Genomic DNA, 25691 nt, shown 5'->3' on the forward strand with positions numbered 1-25691 from the left:
GCAGTATAAAATAAGCAAACTTTCTTTTATAAAATGTCTTATTCATGCCAAAAGTTGCCATCTTATTAATTTTTATATTCATTTAATCTTCTTGCCTGCTGGAATTTGTTGGATTTATTTGCATGGTCTACGCTTTATTCAACAATAAAACGGATAATTATTTCTATAATTTAATTTTAGGTGAATAGCAATGTCGATAAAAAAAACCACGTCTGAAAAAAAAAGTAAAAAATCGCCCTATAAACAGTCTGATGCTGTGAAAGGCAACATAAATGACTCACTTCATTTGGGCGATACCGCACCGGAGGATGGGTCCCATCTGGCGGAGCGTAAGCCCTCTCCGCCGGGAGCCTATCCCACTGTGCCCGGCAGCGATAAAGATACCGGCGCGCCAACCGCAAAAAGCAAGGATCTGGATACCAATCGCAAGCGTGTATCCGCTGAACAGCCATTAACCACCAATCAGGGAACCCGGATTGCCGACGATCAGAATTCTCTGCGAGCCAGCAGCCGTGGGCCGACGCTGTTGGAAGATTTCATTATGCGTGAAAAGATTACGCATTTTGATCATGAGCGCATACCGGAAAGAATCGTTCATGCCAGGGGATCGGCAGCTCACGGTTATTTTGAGGCGTATAAAAGTTTATCCCAGGTGACGAAAGCGGATTTTTTACAGCATCCTGGTGAGAAAATACCGGTTTTCGTACGCTTTTCCACGGTGCAGGGCGCGAAGGGATCGGCAGATACCGTGCGCGATATTCGCGGTTTCGCCACTAAATTCTATACCAACGAAGGTATTTTCGATCTGGTTGGTAATAATACGCCCGTTTTCTTTATTCAGGATGCACATAAGTTCCCTGATTTCGTCCATGCCGTTAAACCCGAACCCCACAATGAAATACCACAGGGCGCGTCCGCGCATGATACATTTTGGGATTTCGTGTCTTTACAGCCGGAAACGCTGCATAACGTGATATGGGCGATGTCCGATCGGGGCATCCCGCGTAGTTTCCGCACGATGGAAGGGTTTGGCATTCATACTTTTCGCTTTATTAATGCGGAAGGTAAATCGACTTTTGTTCGTTTCCACTGGAAGCCTGTCGCGGGAAAAGCGTCGTTATTGTGGGATGAGGCACAAAAACTGGCGGGTAAAGAGGCTGACTTCCATCGCCGTGATCTGTGGGAGTCCATTGAAGCGGGCGACTATCCTGAATTCGAGCTAGGGATTCAACGGGTGGCGGAAGAGGACGAATTCGCCTTTGATTTTGATCTGCTGGACGCCACGAAACTGATCCCCGAAGAGTTGGTGCCGGTTGAGCGAATAGGCAAAATGGTACTCAACCGCAACCCGGATAATTTTTTTGCTGAAACGGAGCAGGTGGCTTTTCATCCGGGTCACCTTGTTCCTGGTATTGATTTCAGTAACGACCCTTTATTGCAAGGCCGTCTGTTTTCTTATACCGATACGCAAATCAGTCGCCTCGGCGGGCCTAATTTTCATGAGATCCCGATTAATCGTCCGACATGCCCTTACCACAATTTTCAACGAGATGGTATGCACCGGCAGGAAATCGATAGTAATCCGGCCAGTTACGGGCCCAATTCCATCAGTAATAACTGGCCGCGAGAAACGCCCCCGTCACCCTCTGGCGGCGGTTTTGAAAGTTATGCCGAACGGATTGACGGCCATAAAATCCGCGAGCGTAGTGAATCTTTTGCCGATTACTATTCTCAACCACGTCTGTTCTGGCTGAGTCAGACAGCCACAGAGCAGCAGCATATCGTTGATGCTTTCAGCTTTGAGCTGGCGAAAGTCGCCCGGCCTTATATCCGTGAACGAGTGGTCGACAAGCTCGCCAGTATTGATGTTTCCCTGGCGACAAAGGTGGCGGAGAATCTTGGCATCGAACTGTCCGCTGACGTACGTAATACGCCGCCGCCCCATGCGGTGAACGGCTTATCGTCTGCGCCCAGCCTGAGTTTATATGCGGACTCTGAGGGCGTGGTAAAAGGACGTATTGTCGCCATTCTGCTAAGCGACGGCGCGAAGGCGGATGATGTGTTGTTGATGATGAAAGCGCTACGCAAAAGGGGCATTCATACCAAATTATTGGCGCAAAAAATGGGCATGATTCAAGCAGATGACGGTTCGAAAGTTAAAATTGACGCCACCTTTGCCGGTGCGCCTTCCATTACGGTCGATGCGGTTATTGTTCCGGCGGGGACTTACACGGCATTGTCTGGCTGCGGTGAAGCAAAACACTATTTGCTGGAAGCCTATAAGCATTTGAAAGTGATTGGATTAAGCGGGGATGCCAGACAGTGGCAGACGCTTTGGCAACAGGAAGACTCGGCGCAGGCAGGCATCGTGAGCGGAGATGTCGTCAGTAAAAAAATGCTGGAGGACTTTATTCAACAGCTTGGCAAACATCGTGTGTGGTCACGGAGCCAGTATGCCGGGAAGATTCCCGCTTGACAAAACATAACAACGGTACGCCGTTGTGTGTTTTGTCACGTTCTTTATCCTGCCATGCGGATCTGGCATACGTATTAATTAACCGGAATAAATCACCGCGAGATTTATTCCGGTTAAGTTTTTAGGAAGGACATCCCAACGTCTAAATTAGCCAGGACCGATTAATACCGGCTTCCATGACTTATACCAGCGCGGATACCCACCATACCCGCCCGATCACGGCCAGTTCACCATTGATAATCTGCTCTTTGGTGACAATCTCATCGCCGTATGCCTGATTGTAGGAACGCACAATGATGCTGCCGTCAGGACGTCTGATGAGCGCTTTAACGCGCTGCAATTCTCCCATACGAATGGCGTACATTTTGCCGTCCCGGATTTGGCGATCCGCGAGATTGACGGCGACTTTATCGCCATCCGACAGTTTAGGTTCCATGCTATCGCCCATGACCGTCACCACCCGGGTATCTTCGACCCGTATTCCCAGCCGCCGCAAAGTATGCGCGCGAAAAGGCAGGGCGTAGACTTCATCCTCATCAATATCATACGCGCCGCCGCCAGCGGAAAGTCGAACGCCCAGTAACGAGACTTCGACAAACTCGTCGTCATCGTTGTCTGTGGTTTCCCATTCAGTCACATGCAAGCGGGAAGCTTTGATATTACTGCTTTCCGGTTTCGGCTGACCGGTGCCGTTAAGCAGCCAGTCCAGTGAATAGCCGGTTTTTTCATTGATGGCCTGTGCGGATTCACGACTCAGCGCGCCGCGTTTTAGCCAGTTGTTCACCGTCTGCGGTGAGGTTCCGATCATTTCCGCCAAATCCTTTTGCTTCATCTTCTCTTCGCGCATCAGGTAGCGCAGGCGTTCGGTAAGCTCTGTCATTTTATATCAACCTAAAAATAAACATGATGTTGATTTATTCATTGCAGTGTTGATTTTCCTTGTCTATAGTCGACTTTAAAGAGAATAAAATCAACAAAAATTACCTGTTCTCTGACTGTGACAGTAAAGATACATAAGCGGAATCGCCCCCCTGTGAGCGATTCCGCATGATTCAACCGCAAGACATAAAGGAATGATGCTATGGAATGTCAATCAACAACACTTCCGTTGCCACTCCAAACCGGCATAACGTGCCCGGCAGGAACGGCGTCGCGCCTGTTCCGGCGGTACGGAACCGAAGGGACGGCAATGCGGTCGGCCTATTCGCGGCGTTCGGGCCGCTTATCGGAGATGGCAGTATCGGTTATTACAGGAGGTTCGCACAATGGACATTGAATATGCGCTTAGCTTGTGCGGCCCTAAATCGGCATCGGCAGCGTTCACCTGCCGGGAAGCGGTACCAACTTATGGATACCGGCAGAGCGATGACCGAAAACCTGTCAGCCAGGCTCGAAGAGAAGGTGCGCCAACGGCTGCGGCGAAGAACCGCCACAGCGATATTCTGTTGGCGCTAGGAGTGGTGCAATCGCGCGAGGGGTTAGGTCTGAGCCTGATTCTGGCCCGTTACGACAAAGATCCTAAAGAGCGTAAAAAGGCGATAGAAGGCATCGCCCGGTTTGCGCTAAAACAGGCGCCGGCGTTGGTGGGGAAAGCGGCGGGCCGCCAGAAGGCGCATTGCATGGTTTTGCTGGCTAAAATGGCGGTGGAACAATATTGCAGAACCGCAGATGATCCGCAGTATCGTTGCCGCTGTGGTGGCAGAGGAGAGGTCACCGACCTAGCGGCGTCAAAAGCCCGCGGGGAGACCGTAAAAAAAATTTGCCCCCGCTGCGGGGGCTCAGGGTTAAAGCCACCGACATCGTCGACGGTATATAAAGTAATAAAAACGCTGATACCTGAATTAACCCAGCGTACCTGGTCGCGGAATTGGAAAGTGTTTTATGACGCGCTGGTTTCGCGCTGTCATCAGGAAGCTGGCGAGGCGGAACAGTTATTTTCAGCGATCACTTCATCGTCACGATAACGTATAAAAATAAGATCAATTTTTTTTAAATTAAGTCTTGCATTCGTGTCTGAAAATGGTTAGATTAATTTCCATGCTGGAGATTTACTGATTTGTTTCTCTCCGGCAGAGAGTAAAAAAACCTGCCATTGGCAGGTTTTTTTATTTGGGGCCCCGAAATTTTTTTTCGGGGCTTTTTTTTGGCTTAAATAACACTCTTAGTAAAAATTGTCTTATTACATTACTCGCTTTTCGGAAGGTAAGCATGCAAATCAATATCTTCAGCTGGGCAGACGCTTATGAGGTAATATTGTCCTGGTGGCGTGGAGATGTGCCCACTGGCGGCGTGTTGTTGGCTATTTTAATCGCGATACTACGTGTAGCCTACACGGGTGGAAGTTGGCGGAGAATGTTGCTGGAATCCGCGCTGTGTGGGGCATTGACGCTGACTTCGATTGCGTCGTTTGAATATTATTCCTTGCCAAAAACGCTGACGCCCGCGCTGGGAGGAATAATTGGCTTTATCGGCGTTAAGCAAATTCGTTACGGTATATTGAGATTTATTAATGGCCGTAGTGATAATGATAAGAAAATAAACAAATAATTTTAAACGTTTGACGCGTTTTTTCTTATAGGTTTATATCATCTTTAACCTGTTTTTAAAGGAGGGCATGTAGTAGTTAGAAAAGTAAGTTGTTTTTAATTGTTGTTTTCTGTTGTTCATTATTATGGCGATAGCATCTTTTTTACTAAAAAATAAGATGTTGCGTCTGTGTTTTATAAACGTAATTCTACCATCCAAATAACCCGAAACCGAGTAAATATTCTTATTTGCTCGGGCGGGTTTTATTTTTTTTATAAAGAGAGACATATTATGAGTACTATCAATCAAAGTAACAAACCTTCCATTAAATCTTCCCTTAAAGCTTCTCTGCCGCATAAACCCACTATTTGGACGCGAGCTGATGCGCTGAAGGTTAACGAAAATGATCCAACCACCACGCAGCCGTTGGTTCGTAGTGATTTCCCGATCATGAGCGATGAATATTTTATCTGGGATACCATGCCATTACGTGACATGGACGGTAATATCGCCTCCGTTAACGGCTGGTCGGTGATTTTCACATTAACGGCTAAACGTAATAAAACCGATCCTGCATTCCAGGACGAAAATGGTAACTACGACTTGACCCGCGACTGGGAAGAACGTCATAGACGGGCAAAAATATACTACTGGTTTTCCCGTACCGGCAAAGACTGGATTTTGGGCGGACGCGTAATGGAACCGAGCGTCTCGCCCACAGTGCGTGAATGGGCGGGAACGGCGATCCTGTTGAACGAACGCGGTGAAGTGGATCTTTATTACACGGCAGTGGCGTACGAATCGATGACGCCGAATGCGACCATTGCAAAAGTGCGAGGACGCGTGGAAACCACCGAAGATGGGGTGGAACTCGTGGGATTCAAGAAAGTCAAAATGCTATTCGATGCGGATGGGAAAATGTATCAGACCCAAAAGCAGAATTCGTTCTGGGCCTTCCGCGATCCCTGCCCGTTCCGCGATCCGAAAAGCGGCCAGTTGTATATGCTGTTTGAAGGCAATGTCGGCGGCGAGCGCGGTTCTCATGCCGTCGGCAAGGAAGAAATCGGCGATGTTCCTCCTGGTTATGAGGATGTCGGCGGCTCACGCTTCCAGGCAGGGTGTGTCGGGATCGCCATCTGTCGCGATGAGGATGGCGATGACTGGGAGATGTTGCCACCGCTGCTGACGGCGGTAGGGGTGAACGATCAGACTGAGCGGCCGCATTTTGTTTTTCAGGATGAAAAGTATTATCTGTTCACCATCAGTCACAAATATACCTATGGCGATGGGCTGACCGGGCCTGATGGCGTGTATGGCTTTGTAAGCGACGATCTGTTCGGGCCGTACGTGCCGCTAAATGGCTCCGGCCTGGTGCTGGGCAACCCGCCTTCCCAGCCTTACCAGACTTATTCGCACTTCGTTATGCCTAACGGTCTGGTGACGTCGTTCATTGACTCGGTTCCCATGGGGGATGAGGCCTTTCGTATCGGTGGTACGGAAGCCCCGACGGTAGAGATCAAACTGAAAGGGGCGCAGACATTTGTGGTCGGAGAGTATGACTACGGCTATATTCCTCCTATGATTGATGTGACGGTGGAATAATCATCATATGGGGCGGCTAATGCCGCCCCTCGATGTATCTTCCTGTGGTTAACCCTCTCGTTATTCCCGGAGTCGGGTCGACCTATAACGCTTAAAGCTCCACCTATAGCAGGTGTTAAGGTTTCCGTTCCTTCCCCATCAATAAGATCGAGATAGAACGCCCATTCTATGCCGGCAACGGCGTGTTACCTTGCATGTTGAACATCTTTTAAACGTAAATTTGATAGGTTGGATTGATGGGCTTTGAGATAACAAAACATCATGGCTCAATTTAATTACTTTGAACCAGAGCTTATGAATTCAAGCGTTGACTCCCTTTTTGCTGAGCGGCATCCGCCTTATACTGATCGTGTTTTTTCCAGTTGTAGAGCGTGTTCTCTTAGATATGAAGCTCCTGCGGCATACGGATAATGGATTTGCCGCTTCAGGCAGCAACGCCACGGCTCTGCGCTTGAACTCTGGAGTATATTGTTGTCTTGCCATAGTGACCTCATTTTCCTAACGCGCGTTTGCCGATTTTTATCTTTCCTATAAGAATTAACCCTAGCGAGTAGGCGCACTGTTTTGGCGTATATTTTCCAGCGGTTTCATCCGTTCGATTCATTGACGTTGCTGATTAATCCCTCTTTGCCAACCAGAGTCATTGCGTCTTGGCATTGGCGAAATGGTGGTTGTAATCTAAGTGTCATGTTAAATTAATATCCTGTTGGATCAGGAATTTCCCTCTCTTCACCCTCGGGCAAAAACCATGAAAATAAAATCACTTTCGCTATTGTTTGCTTCGCTGTCCCCCGTCTTTTCTCTTGCCGCAGATGTTGAGGTGGCGCGCTATGTCGTCAGCTTCCCCGACGGTGAGCGCGTCGCCTATCAGGGCAAGTTCGCCAACAACTTCCCGCAGGGGTTGCCGATGGGGATCGGCTCCGGCCTGACCTTCAACGGTAAACAGGGTGATGAACTGCTGTTTACCACGCTGACCGATCGCGGACCTAATGCCGACGCGCCCAGTGTGGGCGAGCAAGAGGCCAAAATTTTCGCCAATCCGCGGTTCGTCCCTCAGTTGATGGATATTCGCATCGGCGGCGGTAAGGCTGTCGCCGGTAATCCGCGGCCGCTGCATGACGAACAAGGGCCGATCAGCGGTCTACCGTTGCCAGGCGACTTGATTGGCTCCACTAACGAAGTGGCGTTGAATGACGCGTTGCAGCCCCTGTCCGGCGATCGTCGCGGATTGGATACCGAAGGCATTACCAGCGATGGCAACGGCGGCTATTGGCTATGCGACGAATACGGACCGTTCCTGATCCATATCGACGCCAAAGGCAAGATCCTCGCCAAATACGGCCCGACGCCGCAGGCGGGCGAACAGGCGGTGGCCAGCGGTCTGCCGAACATCATTAAATGGCGTCAGCCCAACCGCGGTTTCGAGGGGGTGACCCGGATGCCGGATGGTCGGCTACTGGCGGCGGTGCAGAGTACGCTGGACGTGGACGGCAAAAGCAAGAATAAGGCGCAGTTCACCCGGCTGGTGAGCTTTGATCCGAGCAACGGCAGAACCGTCATGTACGGCTACCCGATCGATGTCGACAGCTATAAAAAAGCCAAGGACGCCAAGGTCGGCGATATCGTGGCGCTGGATAACCAGCGCATCCTGCTGGTCGAGCAGGGTGGCGATAAAGACAAACGGATGATCAACAAGATCTACCTTGTGGATCTCGCGCAGGCCAGCGATCTGAGCGCGTTTGACGTTCAGGGCAAGGCGTTGGAGTTCTACGATGAGAAAGATCTCGCCAAACGCGGCGTGAAGCTGGCGCAGAAACGGGAAGTGGCGAATCTGCGTCAACTGGGCTGGCGTCAGGAAAAAGTCGAGGGACTTGCGTTGATCGACGATCGCACACTGGTGGTGATCAATGATAATGATTTCGGCTTGCAGGCCAAGCTGGTCGACGCGTCATCGAAGAGTAAGAAAATCAGCGACTACCGGTTGGAGAAGCAGGGCTGGTTGAGTTTGGACGGTGACAAGACCGATGCCCGCATCGAACTACAGCCGCTGCAACAGCCGGAGTCGCTGAGTGAGCTTTGGGTGCTGAGGTTGCCGCAGCCGTTAAAATGACCGCCCGACGGGACGGGATCTCCCCCGTCTCTATTTTCGCCAGGTCCAGGCTTCTACATGTTGTCAACGTTCCCTGTTATGCATGTACCTATCTGAAACTGTTCAAGCCGCCAGCGAATGATTTAGCAACACGCTGGCTACCGAGTTGATGAGGGCGACAGAACATAATCTTTAACTGGTCAAGGATTTGCTTGGGCATTGCAGTGTGAGCACGAGGATGAAATACATTGATCTGAATGTGAAGATAGTGGGAGGGACGTTGAAAAAAACTGGCGTTACATACAGATATATATCCAATCGGTTTACATGACTTGAATGAAATGTAGTGGATCACAAAATCAAGACACCGGAATAACCTGTTTCCATTTTTCTTCATGTAAGCAAGGCGATAAACCACCATTGTTCGTATGAGGGCGGTATGCGTTGTAATAACCATTTACCCACTGGTTTATATCGCGTACCGCATGGCTAAAATCACCATACCCGCCTTTTGGAAGCCATTCACTTTTAAGGCTACGAAAGACTCTTTCCATCGGCGAGTTATCCAGGCAATTCCCCCGGCGACTCATACTTTGCATTACCCCATAACGCCAGAGTAACTTTCTGTATTTATTGCTTTTATATTGAACCCCTTGATCTGAATGAAACAGCAGACGACCATCACGCGGTCGTGTTTCCAAAGCATTACACAACGCCCTGCACACCCAATCAGCATCAGCGGTTGATGAGAGGGCTGAACCGATAATCCGGCGTGAATATAAATCAACGACAAGCGCGAGATAGCACCATTTATCCTGCAGACGAATAAAACTGATGTCGCCGCACCAGACGCGATTTGGTGCGGCAGGGTTAAACTGCCGATTCAACAAGTTTGGCAATGGCGGACTGTTGTCTTCGTTTACCTGGTAGCGATGTTTAACCGGCTGGCGACTTGTCAGTCCGCATTCCTGCATCAGTCGTCGCGCCAGCCACCGGCCTGCATCAACGCCACTCTGGCGCAGCATCTGGCTGATTGCCCGACTACCCGCAGCGCCACGACTGAGAGGATGAAATGCTCTCACCCGACTTCGTAATTCAATTCTTTGCACATTAACAGGGCGCCTCACCTGCGCGTAATAAACGCTGCGGTGAACACCGAATAAATGACAAAGAACCAACACAGGCCACTTTGCTTTCAGCCGTGTGATTAGCGCGATAGTTTTCCGGGGACTTCGCTCATCAGCACGGCAGCCTGCTTTAGTATTTCTTTTTCCATCTCAAGACGCTTTATCTGCGCTTTAAGCTGCTGAATTTCACGTTGTTCAGGTGTAATAGCATTGCCAGTGGGCTCAATACCCTGAAGTTCCTGTTTATAAACCGTATCCATTTGCGCAAATGGTCAGGATTGAGCTCGAGCGCCTGGGCGACTTCCCGAACATCTCGCTGATACTTAACAACCTGTTCGATAGCTTCGAGTTTGAACTCTGGAGAAAATGTGCGTTTAGTCCGACGAGTTTTGATCATGCATCACCTCATATTCACTGATTTAACATTAACAGGATTTCGAGGTGTCCTGAATTACCGATCCACTACAGTAACTACTTCAGCCTGGCGTGTACTGGATATGATGGCAGGGCAGAGCATTAGTCGTCGGCAGAGTCTGGAAGGGATGCAGGGAATTACGCTTTGTGCGGGAAGGTAGTTCAGCATATGCGGTTATTGACTACTCTGCTCCAGGAAACTTCCTCAGGTCGGGCCATGCGTCGATGACAGAATGGGATTTAAGGAGGCGCTGTGGCGGTTGGTGATCAAGTCGCGGTTGACTTGACCGTTTTACGTTACGGTAGGGGGATATATCAGTGATTTGTATCCAGGTTAAGTCTGCAACCACTGTCGGCCTCGACATCCTTTAAAAAGCTGGTGACTATCCTTCTGCTCTCACTCAGGTCGCGCAGCTTTTCGTCCAGCTTCCCGACTTCCTGCCGCAATGCGGCCCGCACTTCCTGACAGGGTTCAAAGCGTGGCTGATTGTCCAGAATGCAGGGCAGCAGGATACGGATGGTCTCGATCTTCAGTCCGGCCGCACTCAGCATGCGTATGCGTTGTGCAACCTGCATTTCTGCATTGCCATAGTCTCGGTAGCCCGCATCCGTGCGCGCTGGTTGCAGCAGGCCTTCCTGCTCGTAGTACCTCAGCATCCGCTCGCTGACGCCGGTGCGGCGCGCCAATTCTCCAATCAACATGACAAACCTCGCATTTCCGCTTGACCTTAACAGCACTGTCAAAGTTTAGCCTAAAGCCTTCTTTGATGAAAGTGAGGTTTGAAATCATGGCAGTGGTTGAAGTAGATGGGGCGAAAGTCGCTTATCGGGTCGATGGAGATGGCCCTGGTCTGGTGTTGGTGCATGGTACGGGCGGCGACGGGGAAAGCAACTGGGGGCATCTGGTCGAACGCTTCACACCATACTGGAAAGTGGTACGACCCGACTACTCTGGGTCTGGAAAAACAGAGGATGCTGGGAAGCCGTTGCTCATCCAGGAGTTGGCCGCACAAGTGATCGCGGCTGCGCGGGACGCGAATGCAACACCATTCGACCTTGTCGGTTTCTCGCTGGGGGCGAGTCTGGCTGCATATATCGCAGCCGAATATCCAGGGGATGTGCGCGCCGTCGTCCTATTGGCTGGATTCGCGTCCGGTGAAGACGGTCGCATGCAACTGGAATTCGGCCTATGGCGAGATTTGATCCACAGTGATCGTCGAGCAATGGCCCGTCTCGTGCTGTTGACCGGCTTCCGTCCTGATTTCCTGGCCAGTCTTAGCCATCAACAGATCGAGGAAAACATCGAAGCGATCATCGCTGGTAACCAATGGGAAGGCATGGGGCGCCAGGTAGAGCTTGATCTCGCCTTGGATGTAGGCGAGCAAATCAAGAGCATCGCGAAGCCTACGCTGGTAATCGGCTGCACCCATGACCACATGGTGCCACCGGCCCATGCGCGTGCACTGGCGGCGGCGATCCCCGGTGCACGCTATGCGGAACTCGACAGCGGACATTTGGCCCCGCTGGAGCGCCCTGATGAGTTCGCTCAACTGGTGATAGATTTTCTGAGCACCGGAGAACGGTGAATGCACCGGCTTCTGGTATTGATGCTGGGAACTTTTGTTGCCCAGACCACAGAATATCTACCCATTGGGTTACTTCCACAAATTGCCGCGGACTTGGTGGTCTCCGAGGCCAGAGCTGGAGCACTGGTAACGGGATACGTCTGGATCGCGGCACTTACGGCAATACCGTTTACTATCGCCACGCAAAGAGTGCCCCGGCGAACCCTGTTTCTCGGGTTGCTTGGGATCATAAGTACAGCCAATACGCTGGCCGCATTCGCCACAACGTTTCCGATGCTGGTATTCCTGCGTCTGGTAACTGCCTCAACGCACGGCATGTCCTGGTCGATGATTGCCGCCTATGCAGTTCGTTTATGCCCCGACATGTCAACAAGTCGGGCGACTGCCTGGGCGCTGGGAGGTATTTCTCTGGCCCTTGTTGTCGGCGTCCCCATAGCAACAGCGATCGGTCAATGGTTTGGTTGGCACTTTGCGTTCTCCACCTACTTCTTATTGGGTGGTGCGACGTTGTGCTTCGGATATAGATTTTTGCCGAAATTGGAGAGCGATTTTTCACCTCGCCTGATGCAAGGATCAATGCAAGGTACGGCCATACTCTATATGGCCGCTCTTGTTTCCGTGGCGGCGGTGACAGCGCATTTCGTAGGGTACACCTATGTCGTGCCTGTCTTGAATGGGGTCTCCCATCTTCCAGAAGCGCATCATGCACTTGTATTGATGGTTTTTGGAGTTGCCGGGGCAATGGGAACATGGTTGGCTTTCATTGACGCCGTTCGTCATGGCCTTGCTTGCAACTGTAGGAGTTGCTTCTAGCCAGGCCGCCATACACAGCTTCTAAATTCAGCGGAGATTTGGACATGGCTGGAAATGGCCTTGTGGGGCATGTCCGTTGCTGTCTTGATAGTAGGTTTGCAGAGTTGGGTGATCGAAATAGCTCCCGACCGAGATGATGTGATCCTACCCACGTAGGCAGCCCGCACGCCGTTGCGCTCTTTGTGGCTCATCTGTCGCTCAATGGCATCCTTTTTGACCAGCGCCCGGACTCGTTCAGGGCGCTACAGGCCATGGTTCTGAAGCCATGGCCGCACACCTCGCTTTTGGTGTCATAGCCAATCACGCGCAGCGCTTTGTTGATGGTGTTTTCACTCATCGGCTTGTTCAGGGTATGTGCACCCGGAAAAACAAAGACCGACTCGCCGGAAATCGCCTGAATCTGTTTCAGCAGGGCGACTGCCTGCCGTGACAGCGGAACCAGATGTTCATCCTTCATCTTGGCACCGCGTTCTGAGAACCGCACGCCGTTTACGGCTTCGCGCTGGGCGGGCACACTCCAGATATGCGCTTTCAGGTTGAATTCATCCCAGCGGGCAAAACGTATCTCACTGGAGCGCAGGAAAACATGCAGGCTTAATTCCAGCGCCAGACGGGTCAGCGTCCGGCCTTTATAGCTATCCATCTTCTCCAGTAGTTCAGGCAGGCGTTTCAGCGGCAGGGCGGGGTGATGTTGGGTCACCACGGGGGTCACGACGCCATCCAAATCGTAAGCCGGATTATATTTAATCACGCCCTGCTGTACGGCGTGGCGCATGATTTTGGTCAGATGCTGACGCACCCGCCCGGCGACGTCATGCACGCCTTTGTCATCAATGGCCTTAACCAACTGCGCCAGATGCCGGGTCTCAATCAGAGCGATATCCATCGCACCAATAGTAGGGAAAACGTAGCGTTTCAGGCAGGTGAGGATTTTATCGGCGTGCGCGTCTGACCAGAGCTTAAGGCTACTGGTGTGCCACGACATCGCGACATACTGAAAAGTGCGGGATTCATCAACGGTGGGGTTGTTCGCCTTGCGAAGCTGAGAAGGGCTGATACCGGATGCCAGTAGCTTACGTGCCGCATCGCGCTTTTCACGGGTTTCCGCCAGCGTAGTCTGAGGTTAGGGGCCAAAGGCCAGACGGCTTTCTTTACCGCCGAGGCGATAGCGGAAATACCATAGCTTAGCGCCGCTGGCGGATACCGTCAGGTACAGACCTTGCGAATCGGAAAGTTTGTAGGATTTTGTGCGGGATTTGGCTGCGCGGATTTTGCTGTCATTCAGGACCATGTAAGGGTCTCCTTCGTTCATCGAACTGAATGACCCGCAATCTGACCCCAAATTTCCCGGATACGAAGGGATAAAGCAAAACGTATCTGGAAATATTTTCACGCCAACTTATTGAATTACAACAACATAGGGATTCATAGGGAGGCATAAAAAAAGAATGAGTGGTGCCGGACTCGGAATCGATAGTAATCGTAATGCGCTGTTTAATAATATAATTTAATGGTTAAGTGCGATATTAAGCCCCTCTTAAAGCCCCCAGGCCAGATGACTTCATTTTTGAGATATATCGCATAAATATCAGAATTTTTCATTACTCTTTCCAGAAGGTGGCTATTCATCAGAGCCACAGGTTGAATAATAAACGCTCTATTGACTCCGACAGAAATTATCCGAAGTCAGCAACTGGCTGCCGCCAGTATTGCACGCTGTAGGTCCTGCTGACAGGCATTATAACCCAGCGCGCACTCCACGTAGCTTTTGCCGCAACCACTCGGACCCGTTATCAGCCGGTCTTTGTTGCCCCCACTTGTTTTGACTCAGTTGGGCTATCTGGGAACGCTCCAGGTTTCCCGGCGTCTGGTAGTCGATAGAGCTCATTTATCAATGAATTAATTTGGGGCAGGTAAGCTAACGGGCAGGAACTCCGTCGCTAATTGCACGAACAGATAGGAGCATTCCAGTAGAGCCAAGCGCGCACAGTCCAATTCGGCATAGCGCACACCTTCAATTGTCTCAGCCACCGTGGAATTAATCGCCACTATCTTGGGGGATTATTAGCTGCCGTTGAGTCTTGGCTGATTGATTCTCATGCAATAAATTAATAAAAAACTAAAAAAGATAGCCATGCCTAAGAAGCCAAATGCAATAATCGAGTCCGTTGTGCTAAGAATATAACCCATAACGAATGGGCTCACGGCCGCACCCGCTGCTCCAAGGTTTTGTACCGAAAAATAGCTTCCACGAGCGTATGCTGGCGCTATCAGATCGGTTATTAAAAATAACGCAGGAACAAAAATAACCTCGCCCAGTGCAAAGAGGAACATGCCAGCGATCCAGGCTGGACGATACTCGTTAGCATGAAAAAAAATAATAAGGCCAACTACAAAGCAACCTGTTGCAATCATAAGAAACTTAAGCATATTGCTCTGAGTTATCTTACTGATAATATAATGCTGAAACAGCAACACGACTGCAGCATTAGTGAACATCATCAGTGCGACTATGCTGGATGCTGTCTGTGCACTGTAGTGCTGCACCAGATGTTGCGAAAGATAGGCAACGGGATTTCCGTATACGAATGCTCCAAAAAATGAAGCTAGGGTTAACAGAAACAGATTTCCTGAAGAGAGATCCTCCGGGCGGGGTATAGTTTTGCTATCAGTCGATAACGCATCATTATTTTCTGCTTGCTGGATACTAAACCCTCTGAGAACATCAGTCCGTATAATTAGCCAGACAAGCGGGAAAAGTGACGCAAATGCACCTGCGTAAAAAATCGCATTTAGTTGCCAACTCTGGACCAGAGCGCCAAGCAACGGCCCAAGAGCCCATCCCATATTAACTGCAAAATAATTGGCCGAAAAAATCTTCTTTTTATCGACGATATCCTTCTGACCGGAGATGTAAGTTCGAAGTAGGATTTCGATGCAGGAATAAGCGAAATTCATCACGATAAGTAAAATTGTAAGCGTGACAAACTCACCTGACAAAGCGCCCAAAAACACCGAGAGAAGAAACAATAGCAGCAGAACGAATACTGTCAGCCATGCGTTTTCAGCGCGGGCAAGCCTGCCCGCGTAAAGGCTTAAAACAATGCCAGCAATGGAGCTCAACGATAGTGCAAAACCGGCAGAAGTGATGCTTTCACCGAAGGCAGCAGTCATGTACACCGCCAAAAACGGGATGACCGCACCGCGAGCGATAGTAAGAAGAAACGAGGAAAAAAGGAAAAACGAAACAACCGGATTACCTCTTGTCACTGTTACGCTTAATTTCATCGATACCCACTTTATTGACTGTCAATTTATCGTTATCGCTCGATCTATTTTCGGGATAAAGATTAATGTTAATTCCGTCATGAAAACCGTAGATAATCCCGATGGAGTGAAGGAGTATTATTATGATTTCTTTAAAATAACTTTCATTATCTTTATTGGCAAGATCTGCGATTTTTTTCTTATTATCAGGATTATGCATAAAAAACCTCATCAATAGATACATTCGTTCTGAGAGATACTGTTTTTATAATGTAAATAAACAGGCCGGTACGAGAAGGCCAGGAGACATAATAATGAGTAGCGTGATCCTTAGGATTTCGCAATTTACTCTTTCCTTTGTTCGTAATTGCTTAAAAATAAAAGGTTTTTTATTAAATCTCATTTTATCAGTAAGATAAAATAAATAGCACAAATTGCTAAAGCCCATTTTCCTAACACAACAATTGGAGAGTAATCAATAAATCAAAATGTTACTGGTTCCATAATAAGAAAATTCTTAACATCAAAATTACAAATAAACAACAAAAATAAGAAATAGTGTTGACTTGAAACCTTTGTATGAGGTTAATTATTTGTGAACGAAGCAGGTCTAATACTAAGCAGACAGAATATTTTCCTATTCTGCCAGGGCATTATTTGTCTTGAAATAATCATCAAGGTAATACTGTAATAATAACTAATGGTTATTATTACTGTCAGCCATTTTATTTTATCTGCTTCGGTCCCACGATCTACGTCAGCAGTTCGTTATCCGAAAACATTATTTCCTAAGTGAACATACGTTCAGGAGAAGATTATGCAAAACGTTACCGGTCAATCAGCCATCTCCACACGCGTTCTCAATGCCGCCATTGTCAGCAAGAATGAGCTCAGCCGAATTTCTGAAAATGCAGATGCAATCCGAGCGAAAGCAATGGAACTCACTGATTCCTGGGAGGGAGTCATGTTTGCGCTTCCATCCGAAGATCTGGAGCGCATCGCGCTCGCTTTGGGGTTCACCCCCGAAGTGGCTGAGAACATCCATAATGAAATTCGCTCACTGGGTTATGCTAAAACCCAATCAATGGCAGGCCCCGCTTCAATTGCGACCTATCATGCATCGGATGTCAGCCTGCTGGCTCTGCGTGGCGTGACGGATTTCGATAATGCTCTTTCGCACGTCAATGACAGTAATCTCCAGCAACTGCTGAATGATAACCAAGATACCTTCCAGCGCATCCGCAACGCCCTGCCGGAGCATGCTGCGCGCATGAATTTCAAACCTGAAACCGCCGCCGCTGTATTGAAATCTCTCGGAGCAAATATCTCCCCCGATCTTCTCTATGAAATTTGCCCGAAATACGGTACTAGCTCCGTTATTGATCTTGAAGGGCGCCGCGGTGTGACCACTGAATTTATTCGCTGCGTGACACTGACTCTGGGCACCACCGTTTCCTGATCCTCATCCATGACAGCGTACTGGTAACGACAGTGATCGGTATGCTGTCTCTTTTTTATCAGGAGACTCGTTATGAACGATCCTGCATTTCTCCATGTCAATGATATCCGGAAACAACAGTACCTCCGGGATGGTTACCTGCTTGTAGAATCACTGCTGGACCCGACCTGGGTTAAGGACCTCAACAGTGTAATTCACCAGTTAACCGAGGATTCGCTGCGCTCCGGCAAGTATGAGCATGTACTTGAATTCGAAAAAGGTACGGTGGATGGCCATCAAGTCCCTCGTCGTATTTTCAATCCGTATGAGCAACATGAGTCTTTTCGTCTGGCGGCGGTTGATGACCGTATAATGGCATATGTGCAGGCGCTGATAGGCCCGGATATCGCCCTACAACACAGTAAGTTGAATATGAAACCGCGCAAAGTCGGCTCTGTTGTTGAATGGCATCAGGATTATACCTACTTCCCGCACACAAATGACAGCCTGACGGGTGTACTCATCTACCTGGATGACGCTACCGCTGAAAACGGTTGCCTCGAAGTGCTTCCGGGGTTGCATACCCGAACCTTTGATCATGCGCTTGCGGATGGCAGTTTTGCCGGCATGATAACTGAAGATATGAACGAGCGCATTTATGGCAGACCCGTGAGCCTGGCCGCTCCCGCAGGTAGTGTGATTTTTCTGCATCCGTTCACACCTCATCGCTCAGCACCAAATACGTCAGATGCTCCCCGGAGCACATTGATATTTGAATATCGTGCAACGGACGCTTTTCCGCTTTACACCGGGACTCAACTGATTTCTATGGAAGCCTGTGCCCATCATTTACGAGGTGAGCGAAAGAAAACAGCCCGCTTCGGCGGGCCAGCACCAGATATTTACACCCCGAAAGACATTCCCAAATCACTTTATGAACTCCAGGATGCATCCCGTGATGCACTGAGCCAGAGCTGAACCACACTAACCGACGGAGCTGATTTATGTCACAGACTGGTATTAACCGTATCGCTGCCGACTATCACGAAAACGGCTATGCGGTTCTAAAAAATGTCTTTTCGCCGGACGAGGTCTTAAACCCAGTCATGATTGCCTATGATGCATACTGCGACAGCCTGGCGGAAAAATGGCTGGCGGATGGCACCATCGGTACTTATGAACCGCATGATACAACTGAAAATAAGATGCTTTCACTGATGCGCCAGACGGATGGTAATTGCTTTCAGAGTCTCGATATTACACTGCCTGTTGAAGACACTATCCGTAAGGACTCACCACTTTATCTGGATGAAACCATTTTCCGATTGCTTCGCCATCCCCGGCTTTTGGATGCCATAGAGCAAATCATCGGGCCTGAGATTTATTCCGTCCCGGTGCAGCACATGCGAATCAAGCCACCCCAGAAAAATATCACCCAGGAAACGCGCAGCCATACACTCACACTAACCGGAAAAACATTTTGGCATCAGGACCTGGCAGTCGTAACCCCGGATGCAGACAGAACGTCCATGTTGGGTGTCTGGTTGCCTATCAACGAGGCGACCGAAGAGAACGGCTGCCTTATTGTGGTACCAGGCAGTCACAAAGGCGGATTGGTACATCACTGCGATAAACCACACCTCCAGGGGATACCTGACGAACTCGTCGGTGAAGATTTTGTCGCTCTTCCTGTCAGGCCGGGTGATGCGATTTTTCTTCACCCCTTGACCATGCATGCGTCTCTGGCCAATGCAAGTCGAGGAGGACGGTGGAGTTTCGACCTACGATATTGCCCGACTGGCCAACCAACGGGCAGAGAATGGTTCCCCGGGTTTGTGGCAAGAAGCCGAAATAATCCAGTGTCTGAGCTCAAAGATCATGCATCCTGGGTACAAGCTTGGCATAACGCCCGCTTCGCGCTGGCCGGTCAGCCACATCCCAAGTTTGATCGCTGGGATAAACATGATCGCAGCCCGCTTTGCGCCTAGGAGGTAAAGATGTTTGATATCTCTATGCTCGAAAAATCAGGTACTTTTTCTGTCTCAGAGGGTCCACCGAGGCTGGCACTGGTGCATCATGGATTTCGGACTACCCAACTAGGTGCGGCGGATAAACGTCAGGATAAATTTGCCGCTCGTTATGCCTCCCTGGGCCTGCTAAATCTAGCCCGCTCTGCCCAAGTGGACGCTGAGCACGGGCTAATCCCTTTCAAACCTTACATAAAATATTTTGATGAGGATAATTACAGCGGAGATGCGGAGCTGGCCACCGCTATTTCCGAGTGGCTGAGACCCGCCTGTGCTCGCTTTGTGCTTATTAGCCTCTATTCACTTGCGTTTGAACGTACTCGAGCCATGGTTTCCCTCATGGACCCCGAAGAATTTTGTATCATGGTTGGCGGCGCACATCCTACGGTTGCACCAGAAATAGATTTTGCCCATTTAGTGGTGAGAGGTGAAGGGGGCGGTGCTCTCAGGCATACACTCTCCACGTTTCTTAAGCCCGACTTTGGCGAAGGAGAAGAGGCCCGGGGCATTTGTTTTGTGCGTGATGGGAAAGTCACCATGGGCGCCACCGTTTTTGATAAATCGTTGGCTAGTATTCCCTCGCCAGCATTTGCCTATGAGCTTATCCAGGATGACACCACTCTGGCCGGCGAGTCTCGCGAGCGATGGTGGAAGGCCGTTGGTGAGTCCCAGCAGATTTATATCTGTACCCAAAGCTGTAGAGCTCGATGCACCTTTTGCTCAACCTATCTCATTCATGGCAAGCTTGTTTCACGACCGGTTGAATTAATCGAAGGTGACATCAGGTATCTCTTGCAATTCGGGAACGACTCTATTCAGTTTCATGATGATGATCTTCTTCAGCACGAGAGCCTGGATGAGCTGCTCGAAATGCTATCAAATTACAATATATTATGGACATGCAATGCCCGCTCGGAAGTGATGAATGCCAATCTCGCCGCGCGCATGTACCGCGCTGGTTGCCGCAAGGTCTTTCTGGGCCTGGAATCTATGGACCAGCGAAGCCTCGACTATTACAACAAGGCCACCACGGTGGAGATGAACATTAATGCGGTCACTGTCTTGGATGCCGCCGGCATAGGTGTTGTCTGCGGCTATATCATCGGTGCGCCTCATGACACTATAACCAGTATTTTGGATGACTTGGATCGGGTGCTGAAACTGCCTATTTTCTTCTTGGCAACAGCAATACTGACGCCGGATATCGGAACAACAGAGTACAAACGTGCATTGAGGCGAATCCCATTACTGCAGGAACTGGGTGACGGGGGAACAAAAATGAACATTCGGCCCCGGCCTGATCTCTTTGGCGCGTCTGCTCCCTACGGGCTTCCAACTGTTGCGGAGGCCGTAACCAAAGATCAGCTTAATGAACTGTATGCGATGGTCAATTGTGAGTTCATACTCCGGCCAGAACTGCTGGAAAGAGTCCACCGCTATGTTTATCCCACCCGCCTTAACGAAGCATTATCCTGGTGTTCCCTGCAGCGACAAAGAGTCAGGGAGCTTGCCAGTGGCGCTACTATTCCAGAGGTCAGGCAGCGAGCAAAGCGGCTTTCTCAATTTATCGAGAATAGAGGATTGTTATCTGAATATGAAATGAGGGATTCCGCATGAACACCAAGTCGTTCGCAAGTAGCTATGTTCCCTGCTTTCCTGAGCAGATACAGGCGATGCTGCGTGAAGGAAAAGATCCCCACAAGGATTTGGTTGAACTGTTTATGACAAATACCGCAATACATGCCACCAGTGAACAGCGACGCGCTATTGTGGAAAGTCACTATCATATCTCTAATGAACTCATCAGCCCACATAGTACGCAAGATATTCTTTCGTTCTGCACCGAAATTCTCTCGCTTACGCAAAGCCGTCCAGGATGTGTGGTTGAGGCGGGGTGTTTCAAAGGTTCAAGCACCGCCAAGTTCAGCTTGGCCGCCGCTATTGCTGGGAGACCGTTAGTGGTTTTTGATTCATTTATGGGATTGCCCGCCCATAACGAGGAACACGGTATGAGTATTGAAGGCCGTGAGGTTGTTTTTCGTGAAGGTGAGTTCTGCGGCTCGCTGGAAGAAGTGAAGGCAAACGTTGAAAAGTATGGTGACATAACAATATGCGAGTTTGTACCTGGATGGTTTTCAGAGACCATGCATCACTGGTCCAGGCCTGTTGCCACGGCATTTCTGGATGTGGACCTGCTGCTTTCAACCCGCGAATGCCTGCGATGCCTCTATCCCTGTCTCGCGCCAGGAGGGAATATTTACTCACAGGATGGGCATCTTCCACTTATTCTGGAACTGCTGGAGGATGAACAGTTTTGGCGGGAGGAACTGAAAACTGAGCCTCCCATTCTTGAAGGTATAAGGAAAGGCAAGCTGATAAAAATCACCCGGCCTTTTACGGAATAGATGTCTGCGCCTACCTGACGATAAAACGGTGACGTTTACCCATCCAAAGGAGCATGCCTGGCTCCGGATAAATCGTTGCCAGTTCATCGGTCTCTTTGTGGGCATTGATCCTTACTGCCCCCGAACGGATAAGCCGCCGGATCTCAGAGCGGCTCATTTCGGCAAGGGCCTGGCTGCAGAGATCAATCAGTGACAGGTGCGCATGTCCTTCAAGATTGAGGGGAAGATGGTCTTCTTCGGTGGGATTGTGTTGTTGAAATACCCGCTCAAAGTGATTGCCAGCAGTGTCAGCCGCTTCGCCACCATGGTAGATTGCAACTATCTTGTGTGCCAGATCCTTTTTTAAAAGAATGGGATTCATTCCCCGTTCCACCTGCTCTCTGGCCTCAATGATGTGTTCTGCAGGCACATTCGTGGCCAGGCTGAGATAACTGAAAATGAGATGATCGGGCAGCGACATGACTTTCCCGTACATATCCTCAGGGTTGTCTGTTAACGCAATATAGTTCCCTTTCGATTTACTCATTTTATCCTTGCCGTCCAGCCCCTCGAGCAAAGGCATAGTGATGACCGACTGTCCCTCACTTCCGAAGGACTCCTGTAGCATACGCCCTACCATGTTATTGAAGAGCTGATCCGTACCACCAAGCTCAATGTCCGCGTTAATCATCACAGAGTCATATCCCTGAAGCACTGGATACAGGAGCTCGTGTAGATGAATAGGGGAGGATGCGGCATATCGGTTTTTGAAATCATCACGCTGCATCATTTGTGCCAGCGTGACGCGGGAAACAAGCCCAATGATTTCAGAAAAAGGCATTTTTCTGAACCAGTCGGAGTTGCGGCGTACTTCTATACGGGAAATATCTATAATTCGGCCGAGCTGGTCGATATAGGTCTGACTATTAATAGCTATTTGTTCTTCACTTAATGGTGGACGAAGCTTGTTGCGACCCGTCGGATCACCAATAGAGGCAGTAAAGTCACCAATAATAATGACAATACTGTGACCAGCGTCCTGAAACTGCCTCAATTTACGTAATACAACAGCATGCCCGAGATGAAGATCAGGTGCAGTAGGGTCGAATCCAAGCTTAATGACCAGTCTACGATTTTCTTTTGCGGCTAGTGCAAGCTTCTTTTCAAGCCCATCAGAGGGTTCCATTATGGCAATATTTGAAGCCAATACTGCAATATCATTATCAGTGTTCATTGACATTCTCAGGAGAGTTAACAGGCAGTTAACGTTATTTTCTTAAGTACGTTCCTGTCGAGCCAGAGTACAATTTAAAAATAGCTTCTGCGCGGCATCGGTTGAGCTTGATACAGTACAGATTCAAGAACCTCGCGACATCATAAAGCAATCCCCCATGTTCCCCCAAAATAATACCGTCCCACATCCTCCCTCATTACGTCTGTCCAGGAATGGTCATCTTATTGATTTTAAAATATTTTTTCATTCCCCCACTTACTCTGTGCCTAGACAACCGTAAAGTGGGGAGATTAGCCATTTTTTTTGGTTTTCCCCCGGAGTCCCCCACCTCATACTCTGGCTACTCGCGACGGAAAAGGCTTCATTTCCGCAAAGCGTGTTCCTGGGATGGTAATGCGCACCAGCGCATGGCAGGCGGCAAAGAACGTTGCAGAGGGTGGCAAGGCTGCTGGCCGCCGGGACCCGGCGAAGCCGGTTGAGGATTAGCAAAATCCACGGAACCCCGCACGCCCTGCAAAGCCATGCGGCCTGACCGGCAATGTCCTGGGCCGAGGTACGTCTCGCCCCGTTAGCGCGGCAACGCCGCGATGTATCGGGGCTCCGAGGGCCGGTCCGGGCGGTGGCCTTCATCGTTCAGCACCAGGGACACAATCTCCTCTCCGTCATCATCCGCGTACAGCGGCACCCGGTTTAACGCATAGGCCTGGCGCGGCGGCTCCTCCGCATCCTTCATCTTGGTGCAGCTCAGCACCAGCCCCGGCCCTGACTCTTCGCGCCGGACGTTAAATTCCGCATCCAATGCCGCCCGGAAGGCGCTGGAGCCGCGTGTTCCTTTGTCCTCATCTTTGCCGGAATGATGGATAATCAGCACCGTGGCGCGGGTTTTTGCCTTGATATAATCACAGCCCTGAATAATCACAGCCCTGAATAAATGCGCCCATATCGCGGGCGGCGTTCTCATCCGAGCCGCCAAAACAACGCGCCAGCGTATCGAGTACAATCAGCCGGACCGCCATCCCGGTCTGGCTTTGCACATCCTGTGCGGCCATCACGACCAGCTCCGCGCTTTCCGGACTGGCCGGGAAAACCGGGCAGTCAATGCGCCACAGGCTGCTGACCGGGCTGTCGCCATTAAAGGTGTTTTCCCAGGCCTTAATGCGCCGCGGTACGCCGATACCGCCTTCTCCGACAATATACAGCACCGAGCCCTGCGTGACCCGCCGTCCCGCCCAGGGCATGCCGGTGGCGATATGGCAGGCCCAGGACACCGCCAGGAAGGACTTGTACGAGCCGCTGGGGCCGTAAACTGGGTAAATGCCCCTTGATAAGGTAATCCTGGCGGGTGTCGTAGCCCTGCGAACCAGGATGCAAAGGCAGGGTGGTGGTGAAGGGGGACTTCTGCTGGTCAACCAGCAAGGGTGGCTTCATACGGACCTCCACGGTCATCTAACAGCGTTTGGCAGAAAAATGTCAGCGCCGCCCGGACGGCAATACCTCCCCGTCCGGGCGGGCGTCTCTGTGGGCCTTTCCCCTGGCTGGCCTCATGTTTTTCCTCCTGCGGGCTGTTGGGCATACACCCGTTTCACAAACTCCCCGCGCCCGTCACCGTGCCCCAGGTCCATCGCCACCCGCGCCAACGCGTCTTTATGGCCGGCACCCTGCTGGCGGTGCCAACTGAGGCTGTCCACCGCCCAGGCATAGCGCAGGCTTTGGGAGGCCTGTCGCCCGGTCAGTCCCAGTTGGCGAAGATGATAGTGGTAGTAGTCCATGGCATTTTTGAGTGCCGGGCGGTCAATCAGCCGACCGTGGCGCTGCGCGGCAATCTGCCGGGCGGTGTCGATGGCCGCGTTGACCTGCTGCGGGTAAATGACGCTGGTTTCCCGCAAGCGTCCCCCCTTGGTGCCGAAGGTGATTGTCAGCCGGGATTTCCCGGCGTCCAGCTCATGTCGCCAGGTGTCCAGCGACAGCACGGCCTGGACCGCTTCCTGGGCCCGTAGCCCCAGCAGGCGCTGAAGTTGCAGCGTGGCCGCCAGTCCGGCGTCGCGCGCCAGCGCGTTCTGATAAACGCGGTCAAACACGGTGTCCGGCAGCGGGTCTTTGGTCCCCGCCCGGCTGGCCCCGCTGATACCCAGGGTTGCGTTGCTCAGACGGTGGTCTTCCACCAGCCGGTCGCGTCCGGCCGTATGGAGCACCGTCCTGATGGCGGCCATTTCATTTTGCAGGCTGCGCGCACCGATGCCCTCGGCCTTACGGGCCTCGATATAGCTTTCAATGTGTCTGGCTTTAATCTGCTCCACGCTGCGGGACTGGATGTTGAGGGCGCGCAGGTGTTGCACAAACCGCCGGGCCATGCCGGTGCGGTCATGCACCGTCTTGTAACTGCCACCCGCCTGGCGAGCCAGCCGGGTTAATTCCCGTTGTAGCGTCGACATAAAAATGTCTCCCATACCTTGTCCGTCTGTTTCAGGTACTCATACACGCCATTACCCAATGGCAATGGGTAGTGGTACTGACCTTTCCCCGGTGACGCGGTCCTGAAGACGAATACCTGCACCGGGGCGGGGTGTCAGGTGAGGTATTGCGGGGTACGGTGACGCACTCGGTGCGGCCGCCTGACGCGTGTCAGGATATTTCCCCAGGCCTTCCGGCCTGCCTCGGTATTCGGTCTTTTTCCTCCTTAGTAGTCGATGGTTGACGGGGATAATCGC

At 50.7% G+C, this 25691-nt stretch carries 18 protein-coding genes and 3 pseudogenes; 12 read left to right on the top strand and 9 right to left on the bottom strand.

From position 1 onward, the window contains the following. The first annotated feature begins 190 nt into the window (after window positions 1–190). A complete protein-coding gene (gene katE / locus EH207_RS01825; RefSeq protein WP_137712486.1) occupies window positions 191–2476 on the top strand; it encodes a catalase HPII in 2286 nt (761 codons plus the stop codon). 181 nt (window positions 2477–2657) lie between these two features. Here katE and EH207_RS01830 read toward each other — a convergent pair whose 3' ends face one another. Beyond that, on the bottom strand, window positions 2658–3356 hold the full coding sequence (locus EH207_RS01830; protein WP_137712487.1) for a LexA family transcriptional regulator: 699 nt from the start codon (window positions 3354–3356) through the stop codon (window positions 2658–2660). 385 nt (window positions 3357–3741) lie between these two features. Here EH207_RS01830 and EH207_RS01835 point away from each other — a divergent pair, with 385 nt between their 5' ends. From EH207_RS01835 to EH207_RS01850, 4 genes are all read left to right on the top strand, one after another. Next, a complete protein-coding gene (locus tag EH207_RS01835; RefSeq protein ID WP_137712488.1) occupies window positions 3742–4440 on the top strand; it encodes an antitermination protein Q in 699 nt (232 codons plus the stop codon). A gap of 244 nt (window positions 4441–4684) precedes the next feature. Further along, entirely contained in the window at window positions 4685–5023 is a 339-nt protein-coding gene (locus EH207_RS01840; protein WP_137712489.1) for a phage holin, lambda family, read from the top strand. Between the two features lie 270 nt (window positions 5024–5293). Beyond that, entirely contained in the window at window positions 5294–6604 is a 1311-nt protein-coding gene (locus EH207_RS01845; protein WP_137712490.1) for a glycoside hydrolase family 68 protein, read from the top strand. 748 nt (window positions 6605–7352) lie between these two features. Then, window positions 7353–8714: an esterase-like activity of phytase family protein gene (locus EH207_RS01850; protein WP_137712491.1), complete on the top strand. Its 1362-nt coding sequence runs from the start codon at window positions 7353–7355 to the stop codon at window positions 8712–8714. A gap of 338 nt (window positions 8715–9052) precedes the next feature. Here the strand turns inward: EH207_RS01850 and EH207_RS01855 are convergent. Both EH207_RS01855 and EH207_RS01860 read right to left on the bottom strand, forming a co-directional pair. Next, window positions 9053–10217, bottom strand: a pseudogene (locus EH207_RS01855) (IS3 family transposase). A 332-nt stretch (window positions 10218–10549) separates the two neighbouring features. After that, entirely contained in the window at window positions 10550–10936 is a 387-nt protein-coding gene (locus tag EH207_RS01860) for a MerR family transcriptional regulator (RefSeq protein WP_137712492.1), read from the bottom strand. Between the two features lie 86 nt (window positions 10937–11022). On the opposite strand from EH207_RS01860, the gene EH207_RS01865 reads away from it, so the two are divergent. Both EH207_RS01865 and EH207_RS01870 read left to right on the top strand, forming a co-directional pair. Beyond that, the gene (locus EH207_RS01865; RefSeq protein ID WP_137712493.1) at window positions 11023–11820 is read left to right on the top strand and encodes an alpha/beta fold hydrolase; all 798 of its coding nucleotides are present in this window, start codon (window positions 11023–11025) and stop codon (window positions 11818–11820) included. Next, window positions 11821–12633 (top strand): MFS transporter, encoded by an 813-nt coding sequence (locus EH207_RS01870; protein ID WP_137712494.1) that lies wholly within the window; start codon window positions 11821–11823, stop codon window positions 12631–12633. Window positions 12634–12782: 149 nt separating this feature from the next. On the opposite strand, the pseudogene EH207_RS01875 reads toward EH207_RS01870, so the two are convergent. From EH207_RS01875 to EH207_RS01890, 3 genes and pseudogenes are all read right to left on the bottom strand, one after another. After that, window positions 12783–13924 (bottom strand): annotated as a pseudogene (locus EH207_RS01875) (tyrosine-type recombinase/integrase); the annotation flags it as partial. Window positions 13925–14697: 773 nt separating this feature from the next. Further along, window positions 14698–15921: an MFS transporter gene (locus EH207_RS01885; RefSeq protein ID WP_137712495.1), complete on the bottom strand. Its 1224-nt coding sequence runs from the start codon at window positions 15919–15921 to the stop codon at window positions 14698–14700. Then, window positions 15890–16120, bottom strand: coding sequence for a hypothetical protein (locus EH207_RS01890; protein WP_137712496.1), 231 nt, complete (start codon window positions 16118–16120; stop codon window positions 15890–15892). Before EH207_RS01890 ends, EH207_RS01885 begins: the two co-directional genes overlap by 32 nt. 597 nt (window positions 16121–16717) lie before the next feature. Here EH207_RS01890 and EH207_RS01895 point away from each other — a divergent pair. The 5 genes from EH207_RS01895 to EH207_RS01915 all read left to right on the top strand — a co-directional run bounded on the left by EH207_RS01895 (window position 16718) and on the right by EH207_RS01915 (window position 21770). After that, window positions 16718–17359, top strand: coding sequence for a hypothetical protein (locus EH207_RS01895; protein ID WP_137712497.1), 642 nt, complete (start codon window positions 16718–16720; stop codon window positions 17357–17359). Window positions 17360–17431: 72 nt separating this feature from the next. Continuing rightward, window positions 17432–18316 (top strand): phytanoyl-CoA dioxygenase family protein, encoded by an 885-nt coding sequence (locus EH207_RS01900; RefSeq protein WP_137712498.1) that lies wholly within the window; start codon window positions 17432–17434, stop codon window positions 18314–18316. 26 nt (window positions 18317–18342) lie between these two features. Next, the gene (locus EH207_RS01905; RefSeq protein ID WP_137712499.1) at window positions 18343–19326 is read left to right on the top strand and encodes a phytanoyl-CoA dioxygenase family protein; all 984 of its coding nucleotides are present in this window, start codon (window positions 18343–18345) and stop codon (window positions 19324–19326) included. 9 nt (window positions 19327–19335) lie between these two features. Beyond that, window positions 19336–20982 carry a B12-binding domain-containing radical SAM protein gene (locus EH207_RS01910; RefSeq protein ID WP_137712500.1) on the top strand — a complete coding sequence of 549 codons (1647 nt, stop codon included), beginning with the start codon at window positions 19336–19338 and terminating at the stop codon, window positions 20980–20982. Further along, a complete protein-coding gene (locus EH207_RS01915) occupies window positions 20979–21770 on the top strand; it encodes a TylF/MycF/NovP-related O-methyltransferase (protein ID WP_137712501.1) in 792 nt (263 codons plus the stop codon). The genes EH207_RS01910 and EH207_RS01915 overlap by 4 nt, the downstream gene beginning before the upstream one ends. 10 nt (window positions 21771–21780) lie before the next feature. Here the strand turns inward: EH207_RS01915 and tyrS are convergent, their stop codons facing one another. The 3 genes and pseudogenes from tyrS to EH207_RS01930 form a co-directional block, all read right to left on the bottom strand. Continuing rightward, window positions 21781–22983, bottom strand: a complete 1203-nt coding sequence (tyrS, locus tag EH207_RS01920; protein ID WP_137712502.1) for a tyrosine--tRNA ligase — start codon at window positions 22981–22983, stop codon at window positions 21781–21783. Between the two features lie 595 nt (window positions 22984–23578). Then, window positions 23579–24411: pseudogene (locus tag EH207_RS01925) on the bottom strand (helicase RepA family protein); the annotation flags it as partial. A gap of 113 nt (window positions 24412–24524) precedes the next feature. Next, a complete protein-coding gene (locus EH207_RS01930; RefSeq protein WP_137712503.1) occupies window positions 24525–25415 on the bottom strand; it encodes an integrase domain-containing protein in 891 nt (296 codons plus the stop codon). Window positions 25416–25691 lie beyond the last annotated feature (276 nt).

This window comes from Brenneria rubrifaciens (genome assembly GCF_005484945.1).
In the GTDB taxonomy this organism is placed as follows: Bacteria; Pseudomonadota; Gammaproteobacteria; order Enterobacterales; family Enterobacteriaceae; genus Brenneria; species Brenneria rubrifaciens.

Bases quoted from the DNA above. Each gene is read 5' to 3' on its own strand.
- katE (WP_137712486.1), top strand. From the start codon at position 191: ATGTCGATAAAAAAAACCACGTCTGAAAAAAAAAGTAAAAAATCGCCC.
- EH207_RS01830 (WP_137712487.1), bottom strand. From the start codon at position 3,356: ATGACAGAGCTTACCGAACGCCTGCGCTACCTGATGCGCGAAGAGAAG.
- EH207_RS01835 (WP_137712488.1), top strand. From the start codon at position 3,742: ATGGACATTGAATATGCGCTTAGCTTGTGCGGCCCTAAATCGGCATCG.
- EH207_RS01840 (WP_137712489.1), top strand. From the start codon at position 4,685: ATGCAAATCAATATCTTCAGCTGGGCAGACGCTTATGAGGTAATATTG.
- EH207_RS01845 (WP_137712490.1), top strand. From the start codon at position 5,294: ATGAGTACTATCAATCAAAGTAACAAACCTTCCATTAAATCTTCCCTT.
- EH207_RS01850 (WP_137712491.1), top strand. From the start codon at position 7,353: ATGAAAATAAAATCACTTTCGCTATTGTTTGCTTCGCTGTCCCCCGTC.
- EH207_RS01860 (WP_137712492.1), bottom strand. From the start codon at position 10,936: ATGTTGATTGGAGAATTGGCGCGCCGCACCGGCGTCAGCGAGCGGATG.
- EH207_RS01865 (WP_137712493.1), top strand. From the start codon at position 11,023: ATGGCAGTGGTTGAAGTAGATGGGGCGAAAGTCGCTTATCGGGTCGAT.
- EH207_RS01870 (WP_137712494.1), top strand. From the start codon at position 11,821: ATGCACCGGCTTCTGGTATTGATGCTGGGAACTTTTGTTGCCCAGACC.
- EH207_RS01885 (WP_137712495.1), bottom strand. From the start codon at position 15,921: ATGAAATTAAGCGTAACAGTGACAAGAGGTAATCCGGTTGTTTCGTTT.
- EH207_RS01890 (WP_137712496.1), bottom strand. From the start codon at position 16,120: ATGCATAATCCTGATAATAAGAAAAAAATCGCAGATCTTGCCAATAAA.
- EH207_RS01895 (WP_137712497.1), top strand. From the start codon at position 16,718: ATGCAAAACGTTACCGGTCAATCAGCCATCTCCACACGCGTTCTCAAT.
- EH207_RS01900 (WP_137712498.1), top strand. From the start codon at position 17,432: ATGAACGATCCTGCATTTCTCCATGTCAATGATATCCGGAAACAACAG.
- EH207_RS01905 (WP_137712499.1), top strand. From the start codon at position 18,343: ATGTCACAGACTGGTATTAACCGTATCGCTGCCGACTATCACGAAAAC.
- EH207_RS01910 (WP_137712500.1), top strand. From the start codon at position 19,336: ATGTTTGATATCTCTATGCTCGAAAAATCAGGTACTTTTTCTGTCTCA.
- EH207_RS01915 (WP_137712501.1), top strand. From the start codon at position 20,979: ATGAACACCAAGTCGTTCGCAAGTAGCTATGTTCCCTGCTTTCCTGAG.
- tyrS (WP_137712502.1), bottom strand. From the start codon at position 22,983: ATGAACACTGATAATGATATTGCAGTATTGGCTTCAAATATTGCCATA.
- EH207_RS01930 (WP_137712503.1), bottom strand. From the start codon at position 25,415: ATGTCGACGCTACAACGGGAATTAACCCGGCTGGCTCGCCAGGCGGGT.